The sequence below is a fragment of the Hydrogenispora ethanolica genome, assembly GCF_004340685.1.
GTDB classification, from domain to species: domain Bacteria; phylum Bacillota; class UBA4882; order UBA8346; family UBA8346; genus Hydrogenispora; species Hydrogenispora ethanolica.
Map to the genome: position 1 here is coordinate 151,388 of NZ_SLUN01000004.1, position 12,823 is coordinate 164,210.

The 12,823-nt window shown below is 47.0% G+C and carries 18 protein-coding genes; 17 read left to right on the plus strand and 1 reads right to left on the minus strand.

Going from position 1 to position 12,823, the window contains the following annotated elements; translation table 11 throughout:
- Positions 1-51 precede the first annotated feature (51 nt).
- On the minus strand, positions 52-516 hold the full coding sequence (locus EDC14_RS05240) for a hypothetical protein (protein ID WP_132013209.1): 465 nt from the start codon (positions 514-516) through the stop codon (positions 52-54).
- 92 nt (positions 517-608) lie between these two features.
- Between EDC14_RS05240 and EDC14_RS05245 the strand changes: the two genes are divergently transcribed.
- The 17 genes from EDC14_RS05245 (at position 609) to EDC14_RS05320 (ending at position 12,795) form a co-directional block, all read left to right on the plus strand.
- Complete coding sequence (locus EDC14_RS05245) at positions 609-1,070, plus strand: hypothetical protein (protein ID WP_132013210.1); 462 nt, start codon at positions 609-611, stop codon at positions 1,068-1,070.
- A 5-nt stretch (positions 1,071-1,075) separates the two neighbouring features.
- A complete protein-coding gene (locus EDC14_RS05250) occupies positions 1,076-1,468 on the plus strand; it encodes a DUF1064 domain-containing protein (RefSeq protein ID WP_132013211.1) in 393 nt (130 codons plus the stop codon).
- Positions 1,469-1,494: 26 nt separating this feature from the next.
- Positions 1,495-2,430, plus strand: a complete 936-nt coding sequence (locus EDC14_RS05255; RefSeq protein WP_132013212.1) for a terminase small subunit — start codon at positions 1,495-1,497, stop codon at positions 2,428-2,430.
- Entirely contained in the window at positions 2,414-3,682 is a 1,269-nt protein-coding gene (locus EDC14_RS05260) for a PBSX family phage terminase large subunit (protein ID WP_132013213.1), read from the plus strand. Before EDC14_RS05255 ends, EDC14_RS05260 begins: the two co-directional genes overlap by 17 nt.
- Positions 3,683-3,686: 4 nt before the next feature.
- Positions 3,687-5,249, plus strand: coding sequence for a hypothetical protein (locus EDC14_RS05265; protein ID WP_132013214.1), 1,563 nt, complete (start codon positions 3,687-3,689; stop codon positions 5,247-5,249).
- Positions 5,236-7,044 carry a structural protein gene (locus EDC14_RS05270; RefSeq protein ID WP_132013215.1) on the plus strand — a complete coding sequence of 603 codons (1,809 nt, stop codon included), beginning with the start codon at positions 5,236-5,238 and terminating at the stop codon, positions 7,042-7,044. The genes EDC14_RS05265 and EDC14_RS05270 overlap by 14 nt, the downstream gene beginning before the upstream one ends.
- A 15-nt stretch (positions 7,045-7,059) precedes the next feature.
- Complete coding sequence (locus EDC14_RS05275) at positions 7,060-7,290, plus strand: hypothetical protein (protein ID WP_132013216.1); 231 nt, start codon at positions 7,060-7,062, stop codon at positions 7,288-7,290.
- On the plus strand, positions 7,280-7,702 hold the full coding sequence (locus EDC14_RS05280) for an HD domain-containing protein (RefSeq protein ID WP_132013217.1): 423 nt from the start codon (positions 7,280-7,282) through the stop codon (positions 7,700-7,702). Before EDC14_RS05275 ends, EDC14_RS05280 begins: the two co-directional genes overlap by 11 nt.
- Before the next feature lie 438 nt (positions 7,703-8,140).
- Entirely contained in the window at positions 8,141-8,689 is a 549-nt protein-coding gene (locus tag EDC14_RS05285; RefSeq protein ID WP_132013218.1) for a GNAT family N-acetyltransferase, read from the plus strand.
- A gap of 321 nt (positions 8,690-9,010) precedes the next feature.
- A complete protein-coding gene (locus EDC14_RS05290) occupies positions 9,011-9,262 on the plus strand; it encodes a toxin HicA (RefSeq protein ID WP_132013219.1) in 252 nt (83 codons plus the stop codon).
- 3 nt (positions 9,263-9,265) lie between these two features.
- The gene (locus EDC14_RS05295) at positions 9,266-9,640 is read left to right on the plus strand and encodes a type II toxin-antitoxin system HicB family antitoxin (RefSeq protein WP_132013220.1); all 375 of its coding nucleotides are present in this window, start codon (positions 9,266-9,268) and stop codon (positions 9,638-9,640) included.
- 149 nt (positions 9,641-9,789) lie between these two features.
- On the plus strand, positions 9,790-9,903 hold the full coding sequence (locus EDC14_RS05300; protein ID WP_243662822.1) for a hypothetical protein: 114 nt from the start codon (positions 9,790-9,792) through the stop codon (positions 9,901-9,903).
- A gap of 298 nt (positions 9,904-10,201) precedes the next feature.
- The gene (locus EDC14_RS26640) at positions 10,202-10,372 is read left to right on the plus strand and encodes a hypothetical protein (protein ID WP_165907805.1); all 171 of its coding nucleotides are present in this window, start codon (positions 10,202-10,204) and stop codon (positions 10,370-10,372) included.
- Positions 10,365-11,150 carry a phage antirepressor gene (locus EDC14_RS05305; RefSeq protein WP_132013222.1) on the plus strand — a complete coding sequence of 262 codons (786 nt, stop codon included), beginning with the start codon at positions 10,365-10,367 and terminating at the stop codon, positions 11,148-11,150. Before EDC14_RS26640 ends, EDC14_RS05305 begins: the two co-directional genes overlap by 8 nt.
- Before the next feature lie 139 nt (positions 11,151-11,289).
- The gene (locus EDC14_RS05310) at positions 11,290-11,520 is read left to right on the plus strand and encodes a hypothetical protein (protein WP_132013223.1); all 231 of its coding nucleotides are present in this window, start codon (positions 11,290-11,292) and stop codon (positions 11,518-11,520) included.
- A gap of 117 nt (positions 11,521-11,637) precedes the next feature.
- Positions 11,638-12,417 carry a hypothetical protein gene (locus EDC14_RS05315; protein WP_132013224.1) on the plus strand — a complete coding sequence of 260 codons (780 nt, stop codon included), beginning with the start codon at positions 11,638-11,640 and terminating at the stop codon, positions 12,415-12,417.
- Positions 12,418-12,423: 6 nt separating this feature from the next.
- Entirely contained in the window at positions 12,424-12,795 is a 372-nt protein-coding gene (locus EDC14_RS05320; RefSeq protein WP_132013225.1) for a hypothetical protein, read from the plus strand.
- Positions 12,796-12,823 lie beyond the last annotated feature (28 nt).

The following is a 12,823-nucleotide window of genomic DNA, read 5'->3' on the forward strand; positions in this document are numbered from 1 at the left end:
ATTATAGGAACAATGAAGGCGTTGCAACAAGGATCAAGAAGTAAGGGCAGGTTAGTGCTGTTTCCAATGTTCTTTAACTCCCCAACGAGTAATCAAAAAACCAGCTGTTAATCCAAAAGCGATGTTCTCGACTAAAATCGAAATGTTAGTTTTAACATCCTTGGGGATTACTTTAGCATTTGCCATATTGAAACCAAACCCAAAAATGGTAAGGTGAATCAAAATGACAGTAAGTAGAGGAGCTTTAAGCCACCAAAAGTCAGTGCTTGTTTTTCGAAGCAGATAAACAAGTAGGCATCCGACAAACGCTGCTGTAAAAAGCCATAGAATACTGCCAAGAATGCCGCCATCAATGCTACTGATAGCTTTTTTTCCTAAAAATATGCCGCCAGCTAAAGTAAAAGAAAAAATCTTTGAATAACCCAAACTTTTAGATAAAAGGTTCAAGATTATTTGAGGGATAACGCCACAAATTCCAGCTAGAGAACCTAATGCTATAGGGTCTTTAATTGTCATTTCTTGCACTCCTTTTGTCCAAAAGTAGTTTTATTTTCTGATGGAAAAGAAATTTTTATTCACTTTTAAAACTTAATTGCAGTGAGGAAACCATGAACAAAGAATTCTTAACCGGAATTGTTCTCAACGATAAAACCCCATTCTTAGATTGGGCGCTCTCGATCGTGAATTGGTTGAATGAAGTCCTCGATTATGTCCAAATTGACGAAGATGATTTGAACGCTTTCGACACTCCGCAACTCCTGGAGCGGCAGAGAATTCTTTGCGGGTATCTCGGGACGCTGGTTGAACCTTATGGAAAAGCCGAAACCTATTTGAAGGTGGCACTGGCTCGGTCCATCAAAAAGTGTCAAAAAGCTGGAATGCCTCCATCGATTGCTAAGATAGCCGCCGAGGAAGAATGCGAAAACGAAACGAAAATCCAGGAGACCATTCACAGGCTGAATACTGCGATAGCCGAACAGCTAAAAACAATAGCGACAAGGTTATCCTATGAGAAGTCGTTAATGTGGGGGAACGGTGGGAGAAATATACTGGCGAAACCTCCGTTTTGAGAATCATGAACGAACGAATCTCTTATCTTGCATACCGGCAAATGGCCGGAAAGAAACCATCGAAATACCGCAGCCAGAAAACGGTGGTCTATGGCATACTCTTCGACTCTCAAAAAGAGGCTAACCATTACTGTGAATTGAAGCTCAGAAAACAAGCGAGGGAGATCGTCGACTTTTTCCGGCAGGTTCCTTTTCTACTCCATGAAGGGTATTACAAAGATGGGAAGTGGGTCAAACCGATATATTACATTGCTGACTTTTTGGTATTGAGGTGGTCAGAGGATAACGAATTAATTATTGAGGTTCATGAAACGAAAGGGAAATGGACCCCGATGGCGAGCGATAAGCGCAAGATGTTTGAACGGAGATATCCACAGTACAGATTGATTGTAATTTGATTTGGTAACAAAGATGGTGGTGGTCCATGGGACGTATCGCAAAATACGATTGGGATGAGTTACTAAAAGAGTATCTCAAATCGAGTTACTCAAATAAAACGGAATTCGCAAAAGCCAAGGGAATCAACCCGAGCCTGCTGCGAAGGAATACGACTGATTGGCCTGAGAAGGTTAAAGGTAAAAGTAACGTAACGCCATTAAAGAAAGTTACTCAAAAAGGTAACTCAAATAGTAACGTTACTCAAAAGGTTGTTACTCCAAAGATAACGGTGAATGATTCAGAAGAGCTTACTGAAAAACAGAGGCTCTTTTGTTTGTTTTATATAAGGAACTTTAATGCAACCCAAGCAGCGATTAAGGCTGGATACTCCTCGGATACTGCTCGACAAATTGGTTGTGAGCTCTTGACAAAACCTCACGTTCGCGCTGAAGTGGAACGCTTGAAGGAAATCAAGCGCCAGTCCATCATGCTAGCCGAAGACGACATCGTTGAGCGGTATATGCGGATCGCCTTTGCCGACATGACTGATTTCGTGGAGTTCGGCCGGATAAAGGTTCCAGTTATCGGCCAATTTGGCCCGGTGCAAGTAAAGAACCCTGAGACTGGCAAGAAAGAAACTCTCATGCAAGAGGTCAACGATATCCGTTTCAAGGACTTTTCCGTGGTTGACGGAGGTCTCATCTGCCAGGTTAAACAAGGCCGCGATGGCGCCAGCATCAAACTTGAAGATCGCCAGAAAGCCCTCGACTGGCTGGCCAATTTCTTCAACATGAACCCCTTGAACAAACACAAGCAATGGTATGACCAGGAACGGTTGAAGATTCAACAGGAACAACTTAAACTTGCTCAGCGCAAAGCGGGTGATGAAGAAGGCGACGAACCTGTGGACGATGGATTCATCGACGCCCTAAATAGCGAAGCTTCATCGGTATGGAGTGACTACGATGAAGATGAAGATTAAAGCGGTATTCAAATTTAAACCGTTCTCACCCAAACAAAAAAAAGTTTTGACCTGGTGGTGCGACGGCTCCCCCGTTAAAGATAAAGATGGCATCATCGCCGACGGGGCGATCCGGTCGGGCAAGACCATTTCCATGGCCCTATCCTTTGTGATGTGGGCCATGTTTCGTTTTAACGGCCAAAACTTCGGCATGTGTGGTAAAACCATCGGCTCGTTTCGCCGCAACGTTTTGTTTTGGCTTAAGATCATGCTGCGCTCTCGCGGTTACAAGGTCCATGACAGCCGGGCGGACAATCTCCTGATCGTCACCTGGAAGGGCAAGGTGAACTACTTCTACATCTTCGGGGGCAAAGACGAGCGCAGCCAGGATCTAATCCAAGGAATTACTCTGGCGGGCATCTTCTTCGACGAAGTCGCCCTGATGCCGGAATCGTTCGTCAACCAGGGCACCGGGCGTTGTTCCGTCGATGGCTCAAAATTTTGGTTCAACTGCAACCCCGAAGGACCACGTCACTGGTTCAAAGTAGAATGGATCGATGAACGGAAGAAGAAAAATCTCCTTTATCTCCATTTCGATATGGATGATAACTGGTCTTTATCGGAGGAGATTAAGCAAAGATACCGTTCAAGGTTTTCCGGCCTGTTCTTCAAACGATTCATCTTGGGCCTCTGGGTGCTCGCCGAAGGCATCATCTATGACATGTTCAGCGAAGAGATTCATGTCGGGGATTACGCGCAACGGACCTTTGCGACCTATGTCGTCGGGGTCGACCACGGGACTGCCAACCCCTGCACCTTTGGCTTGTTCGGTATCGAGGGGAATAAGGCCTATTTAGTCCGGGAGTATTGGTACGACAGTAAAGCCCATGGCAGACAAAAGACCGACGGCGAGTATGGCGACGACTTCGAGGCATTTCTGGCGGGGATGAAACCAAAAGCCATTTACGTGGACCCGAGCGCGGCAAGCTTTATCACGGAGTTAAGGAAGCGGAAGTTCAAGGTCATCTCCGCCAAGAACGACGTTCTGCCGGGCATTCAATTTGTCTCGCAAATGCTGCAACAGCAGCGTTTTTTTATTGACCGAAACTGTATCAATACGATCAACGAATTCCATTCTTACGTCTGGGATGAAAAAGCCCAGGAAAGGGGCGAAGATGCGCCGGTGAAGCAGAACGACCACACCATGGACCGCAATCGCTACGCCCTGTACACCTATTTCAACCGATTCCAAGCAATTTCGGCAAGGACGTGATTTTATGAACGTATTACAGAACGATAGGGAGTATAAATTTCTCACTGACGCCTACTACGGCATCGGGGGCTTCAAGGACGGGTCTTATTTGGACCGGCACCCACGCGAAACCGATGCAAAGTATCAACGGCGGCGAGAGGCATCTTACTATCTGAACTACGTGGCGCCCGTGGTCAACTCTCATGTCGATCCGGTGTTCCGCAAGAAACCCGAACAGGATTGGCGGGATAACAAGTTATTCGATCTGTTCATGAGCAATACAGATATGCTGGGAACGCCGTTCCATCGGTATATGAAAAGGGCGGCATTGATTGCAAAACTTAACGCCGTCGCTTTTGTTGTGGTGGATAACGTACCTGACCAACCGACAACCATCGCCGAAGCGATTCGCCAAAGAGCTCTGCCCTATGCCTATATCGTCAAACCCCATCAAGTGCGGGAATATGAGACCAATGACATTGGAGCACTGATCCGTTTAACTTACGAAGTCGCCCCCGGGGATTTGGAGGGACTCACCAAGGGAAAGACCACCCTCTGGACCTGGACGGATACCGAATGGAGCTGCAAAAGCGGCGGAGAAGAGAAAACAGGAAGCCACTCATTGGGCCGGGTCCCGATCGTCCCGCTCTATTCCCGTCCCATGGAACCGGGAGTGGTTCTGCCGCCCAGCGACTTTTATAGCATCGCCCGGGCCAATAAGCGGTTGTTTAATCTCTGTTCGGAAATCGACGAGCTGATCCGAAATCAGGCGTTTGCGATTCTCACCTATCCAAGAGGCGAAAGCCAGGACAACGACGAGCTGAAAGAGGTCATCACCGGCACCGAGAACATGCTTTCCTATGACGGAGCACTCTCGAACCGGCCCGAGTTCACGGCGCCGCCCGCGGACCAACTTCAACAGCTGCGCGAGGAACGGCAGGACCTGATCCAAGAGATCTACCGCATGGCGGAGCTCAGCCATGTAACCGGCGTGCAGGAAAAGAAATCGGGAGTGGCCAAAGCCTGGGACTTCGAACAAACGAACCAGACCCTCAGTGATTTTGCCCAGAATTGCGAGCAAGCAGAACGAGAGATTGCGACGCTGTTTGAACTCTGGACGAACACCGCGGTAGGTTTTACCACCCAGTACTCCGACGATTTCGGCCTGGTCGATGTTCAAGCGGAACTGGACAAGGTGAGCGCAGCGTTAGATCTGAACGTCGGCGGCCGGTTTAATGTAGCGGTCAAGAAAAAGGCGGTCTTTGCTTATCTGAACGACCTCAAAGACGAGGAGTTCGACGAGATCATCCAGGACATCGATTCCCGGGCGCAGGATGAGACATACAACTTCAACGGCGCGCAGGTTTCCTCGGCGGTCGAAGTTCTGATGGCGGTCGCTGGCAAACAGATTGCGCCGGAAACCGCCAAGTTGATGCTCATGTCCTTCTTCGGCATCGACGAAGAACGGGCCGGCCAAATGGTGAACGCTCAGATGGCAATGCCTCCGGTACAACAAGATCCCACCCAGGGAAATCCGTTTGGCGGGAATAAGCTTGATGAACTCGGAATGAACCATGCCGAAGATTAACCGCAGCCGGTACCGGAAGCAGCTGGAGCGGTCGCTTAGCCAGTATTCGTCGGAGTTAAGCGTTCAAACCCGGAACCTGGCCGAATTCGTGCTGGAGAAACTCCAGGCCGGAGCGACTACCGAAAAGGCAATTAACCTGTCGATCAAAGAGACAGGTTTTTTTCATGCCAATATGGAGGCGACAGTAGCGGCGATCTACCGGGCGGCCGCGGCCGGTTATGGCATCCTCCCTACGATGGTCGCCAATCCGGAGGGCGTGAAGCGAACGATTCTCAACGAGCCCTGGACGCCCGATGACATCCCGCTTTCCAGCCGCTTGCACGGAGCCCACCAACAGATGAAGCAAGACATCATCGACTCGGTGAACGTATCCCTCAAGCAACAAAAGACGCTCACCGAGATGTCCCGGAAGCTGTATGAGGGATATGGATATGGCCCGGACGTGAGCGGGCAAGCGGATTTGCCGGGATACTTAAGCAAACTCCGCCATGCGGCCCAGCGGGTGGCCGCCGGGGATAAAGCGGCTTTGCGGGAATATCAGACCGCATTGGCAAACGCCGAAAGCCGGATCGCGAAACTGGCACGCCGGGGGGCGCCGACCAAAGCTATGAAGGCAGCTTATTCCGAAATGGTGGATGCCGCGAAGACTCTCAACGAGAAGGCATTAGAACGGGCCACCCGGACAGCCATCGAGGAACGCAGCCGGTATTACGCCGAACGCATTGCCAGAACCGAGTCGATGCGGGCCTATTACGAGGAAACCATGGCTCAGTACCGGGACGATGACGATGTGATTGCCGTCCGCTGGGTGTTGTCCTCCCGGCATGCATTGCTGCCGTTCGATATTTGTGATCTGTATGCCAACGCTAATCTGTACGGCCTGGGCAAGGGCGTTTACCCCAAAGACAAGGTCCCGGCAATTCCGGTTCATCCTCACTGCATGTGTACGCTCGAACCGGTATACGTTGGGGAAATCGAGCCGGAGCGCCTGAAAAACATCAAGTTCAGCGGGAAAGCCGTGGATGAGTTTCTGACATCCTTGACGCTTGAGAAACAAAAGGCGCTACTCGGGACAGCGGGACAGAAAGCGTGGGCCAAGGGGAAGGGCTGGAAAGAATACTTACACTCATGGAAAAGTCCCGATGCGCCGATTTATAGATTTGAGAGCAAAGATTTTAACAATAAAGAGAAACAAGCAAAAGGGGAAAAATGGTATAATCAAGATGTAAAGCTAGTCTACGATAATATCGTTAAGCACGAACCCCAAATCACCAAGAATATCCGGAGTATCATATCCGCCGCCGGAGGCCAAATGAGGGGATTGGAATTTCGGCTCAAAACCGAGGAATCCTTCATGCGGAAAGTCAAGGCGGACTACGAGGCGGATCAAAAGAAAAACAGCAAAGTAACCTATACCCAAGTTGCCTTGGGAACCAATGATGTCATTCGCTATACAGCGGTTGCGGATGAGAATTCATTTTACGATTTATACCAGGATGTCATGGGTAAACTAAAGGCTGAAGGGTATGAACTGGTAAAGGTTAAGAATACCTGGAACGACGATTCAAACCCCTACAAGGGGGTAAACGCAATTCTCCGTTCGCCGGGCGGCCAAAACTTCGAGCTTCAATTCCATACGCCTGACAGCTTTGATATGAAGCAAAACAATCTTCATGTGTATTATGAGGAGTATCGTTCAGACTCGACATCGGCGGAACGAAAAGCAGAATTGCTGAGACTGATGTTCAAATTGTCCAGGGAACTTAAAAAGCCGAAATGGATTGAGAAGTTATGATAGGCGGTGAGACCGATGCCTGAGGTTCAATATTATGCGATTACAAAATATAACACCACGAGAAACAATCCTTTCTCTGTGGTGCGATTAAAAGAGGGCGTTTTTGAAGAGTATGAGAATGGAGCCTGGGTACAAACCGCTCAGTACGACCCTATTTTAATCGGCGAGTTTGTCGACTATGAGAGTATCAACCAAGCGGAAGCGCTTGAAATTATCAAGAAGCGGAAGAATCGGAATGTACAATGAAGCGCTGAATCTTGCGAAAGCGGCCCACGAAGGCCAATTCGATAAAGGGGGCAACCCCTATATTCTTCATCCTATCGCAGTATCCGAGATGGTGAAGACCGAGGATGAAAAGATCGTGGCCTTGTTGCATGACGTTGTCGAAGATACCTCAATCACCTTGGATGATTTGCGGAAACGCGGTTTTTCTCCACGAATTGTCGATGCAGTAGACGCAATTACCAAGCGGGATGGCGTTGGCTACGAAGAATATATCCGGCGGGTTAGCCAAAATTCTCTTGCGCGAAACGTTAAAATTGCAGATATGACCCATAACATGGATTTGAGTCGGATAGCGAACCCAAGCCAAAAGGATTTTGAGAGGATCGCGCGTTATGAAAAAACCCTCCGGTTGCTCTCGGTAAAAAACAGTTAATTACCGCCAATTGAGGCGGTTTTTAACTACAAGAGCTTTCCAGGAGTCGGTCTTGGAGGCTCTTTTATTTTCGCATAAAAAATGATATAGAATTGACACATAAAACATTAAAAATTCGTACAAAAAGTCCTTGCGAAACTATAAGTTATATACGATAATAGAAGTGTCAATTTGCACACATGCAAAGCATGTATGGATACCATGCATGCTTTGCCCACTGAATACATAAACTGTATTTGGTGATGCCTATTGAAAAAGTATTTCAATAAAGAGAAGGAGGTCAGGCTAATGGCGAAACCGATCGAAGCAACACCAATCCTTCGAGGTCAAGATCTATTGAGTCTTGTACAAGATGCTCAAAGACCTGACCGAGGTAAGGAAAAAAGACGAATTGCCCGTGAATTACTTCGGATAGCTACGAGCGGCGGGAAGTGCTAAATGTTTGATCCGATATATGAGCAATTAGCGGAACAAATGGTGTTGGTAAATTATTCCCCGGGTTATAAACTCGGGGAATTTGATTGTGGAATTCCTGAATATAATGTTTTTATTCAAAACGACGCTGAAAGTTTGATTGATTTAAATTTTACTCAAATCAAATTACTCATAAACAAAAATAATGCAGATGTAGTTGGCTATATCGCATTATGTTCTGACTCATTTTTTGTAGATAAAGCAGAAAAGGAAAAATATAACATACAATTTTCGACATTTCCAGCACTTAAAATCGGTAAATTGGCTGTACATCAAAATTATCGCGGTAGGAAAATAGGACATTATCTAATTTTTCTTACCCTCGGAATCGTCGAATCAATGAATGAAATGGGAGTGGCTTGCCGCTTTATAACCGTCGATGCCGATATGGAGTTCGATCCAAATACGCCGCTGTTTTATGAAAAGTTTGGATTTGTATATAATGAACACGGTGTTTATCAAGGATTAAAACGAAAGACCCGTAGTATGAGATATGATATATACAATGAATAATTGGACTGAAAGCCTTCGGGCTTTTTTGTTTTTTCCTCAACCGCTTCGGCGGTTTTTTTATGTCCAAATGAAAGAAGGTGATCAGGATGGGTAACCGTCCTCAATAGCGGTTTTTCTCCAAGAATTGTCGATGTAGTAGACGCAATTACCAAGCGGGATGGCGTTAACTACGAAGAATATATCCGGCGGGTTAGCCAAAATTCTCTTGCGCGAAGCGTTAAAATTGCAGATATGACCCATAACATGGATTTGAGTCGGATAACGAACATATTGACACCATATTTGGTGTCATGATATTGTTGAGATAATGGAGGAAGACCGGTGAGTAAAAAGGAAAAGCTATTTGAAAAAATGAAGAATAACCCCAAAAATGTCCGATTTGAAGCTCTCCGGAATATTCTGCTGGGATTAGGATTCATCGAACGGCAGTCGCGAAAAGGAACGAGTCATTACGTATATACTAAAGATGATATTATTCTGACTATTCCTAAAAAGACGCCGCTTAATCAAATTTACGTTATGGAAGCTTTGGATGCCATTGAAAGGGTCTTGCAAGAGCAAGAGGAGGAATGACCCATGGAAAAGAATTTGGACTATTATCTTAGTTTGAATTACCCGTTCATCGTTCGAAAGGATAAAGACGGAACTTTTTGCATTAAATATCCCGATTTGCCCGGATGTATTAGCTGCGGTGACACATTAGAAGAAGCAGTGACTATGGGTGAAGATGCAAAAGTCAGTTGGATAGAAGTGGCTTTAGAAAAGGGGATGCCAATCCCGGAACCTAGCGATATGGAGGATAATACCTATACCGGGAATTTTCGTTTGCGGATGCCAAAGACTCTACATCGAGACCTGGCACAGCGCGCAGCTGTCGAAGGAGTCAGCATGAATCAGTATTGCATCTATCTTCTGGGAAAGGAATTCGAGCGAGAGCATCCACGGCAATGAAAAATCCAATGACCGTCCGAAAAGGACGGTTTTTGTTTATTTTAGAAAGGAAATGAACGCCCCTTGACAACATAAGTTTACAATTGTATAATAATAAACAGATAAACATGTAAAGGGGTGATTGATTGCGTGTAAGTTTTACTACTACCTTGGAGAAGGAATTAATTGACAAACTAAAAATCGAAGCTATCAAGCAGGGACTAAATGTTAACGACATCTTAGAATTGCTAATCGAAGAGTATTTAAAGAAGCAAAAAAAATAGAAGAAGCCGGTAAATGTCCTGGCAGACCCCCGACTTCTTCTTGAGACAACCCCCGAAGGGATGCTTCGTGACTATTATAGCATATTTGATTTGTATGTTCAAATATGTGATTGTATGTCATTGTATGTCGTCCTCTTTCGGGCAAAAGAAAGGGGATTTTTTATTTTGGAAAATATCGATTCGATTGAAAAGGTAGATTCCTTGATTTTACTAACCTCTCTTCGGCTTAGGGAATTGTCTGTAATAAAGGAAAAGTTGGAACAGAAACTTGCTCAGGCTAACGAAGGAGGTTCCGACTATGTTGGCAAACGCAGCATGTGCTGAAAATCAACCTCAAGAAGTCGCCGCCCCAAAAGAGCCCAAGCGGATTGATTTTACTTACTTTTATTATGAAGGAGACATACATTTTTCGCCCATAGAGGTTACAAAAATTGGGGAAACACTATCGGAGGTGTGCGTGAATGGATAATCTGCAAATTTTCAATTATGAGTCCAATCAAATTCGAACGGTGGTTAAGGACGGCGAACCGTGGTTCGTGGCGAAGGATGTTTGTGAGATTTTAGGGTTGGAACAAGTTTCACGAGCAATGGACAGATTAGAAGATGATGAGAGGGGGTTAATAAAAGTAACCCACCCCCAAAACGCAAGTAAGATAATTGAAGTAAATGGAGTTAACGAACCCGGATTATATCAATTAATTATGGCTTCTAACAAACCCGAAGCCAAAGAATTTAAACGGTGGGTTACTCACACGGTAATCCCATCCATCCGAAAACATGGCGCTTACCTTACCCCGGCAAAGATTGAAGAGGTTTTACTTAATCCGGATACCATCATTCGATTGGCGACTGATTTAAAGCAGGAACGCCAAAAGCGGATCGAGCTTGAAGAAAAAATCGAAGATCAAAAACCCAAGGTTCTTTTCGCCGATGCGGTTACAACCAGTAAAAGCTCCGTCCTAGTTGGAGAGCTTGCAAAGATTCTCAAGCAAAACGGCATTGAGATTGGTCAGAACCGACTTTTCGAATGGCTTCGTGAAGAAGGATATCTTTGTAAAGCCGGAGAGAACTATAACCTTCCAACTCAATATTCAATGGAATTGGAATTAATGGAGATCAAAAAGGTTACTATCAACAATCCAGATGGAAGCTCTAGAATCACCCGAACGCCTAAAATTACCGGAAAAGGGCAGGTATATTTTGTAAATAAGTTTTTAGAACAAAGAGGTAAGAAGAAAACCGCTTGATTGGGCTCTTTTATTTTCCCCTCAACCGCTTCGCCGGTTTTTTTATGTCCAAATTGCAGTGGTCCACCTCTGCCACGAAGGCCGGTCATATATTCACCCCGGCCTCCCTGATTTGCATTATTCGAGAGGAGTCAGAGATATGAAAGATTATGGTATCTGGTTGAAAAGCGGCGGCTATATTGAAGGAACCATGGATGACAAAGAAGCGGAGCGGCTGCAGAAGTGCCTTCATGGCGAGTGCGGCAATGAATTGGAAGAGTTTACAGATACGGAAGGCAAACTTTTTTGCCGCCGTTCGCACATAGTGGCCATTGCTATCAAAGAACCATTCATCAAAGAAGAAATGGGGTTCAAAAAAGTTAACCGTTGATTAAGATACAGCGGTTTTCATAGATATTTTCATGAAAGAAGGTGATCAGGATGGGCAACCGTCCTCAATAACCCCGGCGCCGAAAGGCGCTTTTTTCATGCCTAAATTTAAAGGAGGATGAAGCATTTGACACTGGAGGAACTGTTACAAGCCCTCGGCCAACTGCCGGAGGGTCAAAAGTTTGTGGATGCGCTGAAAGCCGCCATTGCCGCTAAAGATGCGGAGATCGTTCAAAAGACCAACCAATATAAGACGGCGTCCAAGGCTCAAAAGGACGCCGAGGCCAAACTCCAGGCCGCCAACGAGCGCCTTGCCAAATTCCAAGAGCACATCGACATCGATCTGGAGACTGAAGACCTGGATGCCGCCTTGGAAGAGTGGAAGTCGAAACAACTCGAACAGGCCAAAGCCGGGGGAGCCACGCCGCCGGAGATCGCCCAACTGCAAAAGGACATGTCCAAGCTGCAACGGGAACTCAAAAAAGCGGTGGAAGCCCAGGCCGCGGCCGAGAAAAAGGCCAGCGAAGAGACGGCCAAACGCCAGAACAGCGAGAGAACCCGGGCGCTGCTCGGAGCCTTGACCGAGGGGAAAGCCATTAAGCCGGAGCAGCTGATCAAAGTCCTCGCCGATCGGGTCAAGGTCACCGACGACGATTCGCTGGTTTTTCTTAAAGAAGACGGCGAGGAAAGCTCAGTGGCAGACGGCGTCAAAAGCTGGCTGGAAGCCAATCCCGAGTTTCTGATTAACAACCAGATTCCCGGCGGCGGATCTGCGAACGGGGGCGGGAAAGGAGCTCAAGCCGGGAGCTTCGGCAAAGAACTGGCGAAAGGAGCCAGCGTTGAGCAGACCCCGGCCATGCAAAAAGCACAAGAAACATACTTCGGAAAAGGAGCGTAAAGAGACATGAAATTCGTACAGACCGATTATGCGGGGACCAAGAACATTCTGCGGTTCCCCGACCACTATGTGGCGGTTCCCGTCACAGTGGACGACACGGACATTGCCCTAAACGAAGACGGCAAGAAGATCGTCCCGGCCGGGACGATCGTCGGCGGGGTTGGCGGCAAGGTTCTGGACGATCCCGACGCCATCAAAGTGGCGCATAAAAATGACGCCGGCGCCGAGGGAGTTCTATTGAACGACGCCGACGTAACCTATGGCCCCTGCGGAGCCGCGATGATCATTCACGGTTTCCCCGCCACCGGAACGCTGCCGGAAGCGCCGTCCGCCGAAGCGATTACGGCGTTGCAAGGCCGCATTGTTTTTGTGAAGTAAGGAAGACGAACAAACGAAAGGATGATTC

Excerpts from the sequence above, each read along its gene's own strand:
- EDC14_RS05240 (WP_132013209.1), bottom strand. The coding sequence starts at position 516 with ATGACAATTAAAGACCCTATAGCATTAGGTTCTCTAGCTGGAATTTGT.
- EDC14_RS05305 (WP_132013222.1), top strand. The coding sequence starts at position 10,365 with ATGGATAATCTGCAAATTTTCAATTATGAGTCCAATCAAATTCGAACG.
- EDC14_RS05265 (WP_132013214.1), top strand. The coding sequence starts at position 3,687 with ATGAACGTATTACAGAACGATAGGGAGTATAAATTTCTCACTGACGCC.
- EDC14_RS05285 (WP_132013218.1), top strand. The coding sequence starts at position 8,141 with ATGTTTGATCCGATATATGAGCAATTAGCGGAACAAATGGTGTTGGTA.
- EDC14_RS05315 (WP_132013224.1), top strand. The coding sequence starts at position 11,638 with ATGAAGCATTTGACACTGGAGGAACTGTTACAAGCCCTCGGCCAACTG.
- EDC14_RS05275 (WP_132013216.1), top strand. The coding sequence starts at position 7,060 with ATGCCTGAGGTTCAATATTATGCGATTACAAAATATAACACCACGAGA.
- EDC14_RS05320 (WP_132013225.1), top strand. The coding sequence starts at position 12,424 with ATGAAATTCGTACAGACCGATTATGCGGGGACCAAGAACATTCTGCGG.
- EDC14_RS05250 (WP_132013211.1), top strand. The coding sequence starts at position 1,076 with ATGAACGAACGAATCTCTTATCTTGCATACCGGCAAATGGCCGGAAAG.
- EDC14_RS05260 (WP_132013213.1), top strand. The coding sequence starts at position 2,414 with ATGAAGATGAAGATTAAAGCGGTATTCAAATTTAAACCGTTCTCACCC.
- EDC14_RS05295 (WP_132013220.1), top strand. The coding sequence starts at position 9,266 with ATGGAAAAGAATTTGGACTATTATCTTAGTTTGAATTACCCGTTCATC.
- EDC14_RS05310 (WP_132013223.1), top strand. The coding sequence starts at position 11,290 with ATGAAAGATTATGGTATCTGGTTGAAAAGCGGCGGCTATATTGAAGGA.
- EDC14_RS05255 (WP_132013212.1), top strand. The coding sequence starts at position 1,495 with ATGGGACGTATCGCAAAATACGATTGGGATGAGTTACTAAAAGAGTAT.
- EDC14_RS26640 (WP_165907805.1), top strand. The coding sequence starts at position 10,202 with ATGTTGGCAAACGCAGCATGTGCTGAAAATCAACCTCAAGAAGTCGCC.
- EDC14_RS05245 (WP_132013210.1), top strand. The coding sequence starts at position 609 with ATGAACAAAGAATTCTTAACCGGAATTGTTCTCAACGATAAAACCCCA.
- EDC14_RS05280 (WP_132013217.1), top strand. The coding sequence starts at position 7,280 with ATGTACAATGAAGCGCTGAATCTTGCGAAAGCGGCCCACGAAGGCCAA.
- EDC14_RS05270 (WP_132013215.1), top strand. The coding sequence starts at position 5,236 with ATGCCGAAGATTAACCGCAGCCGGTACCGGAAGCAGCTGGAGCGGTCG.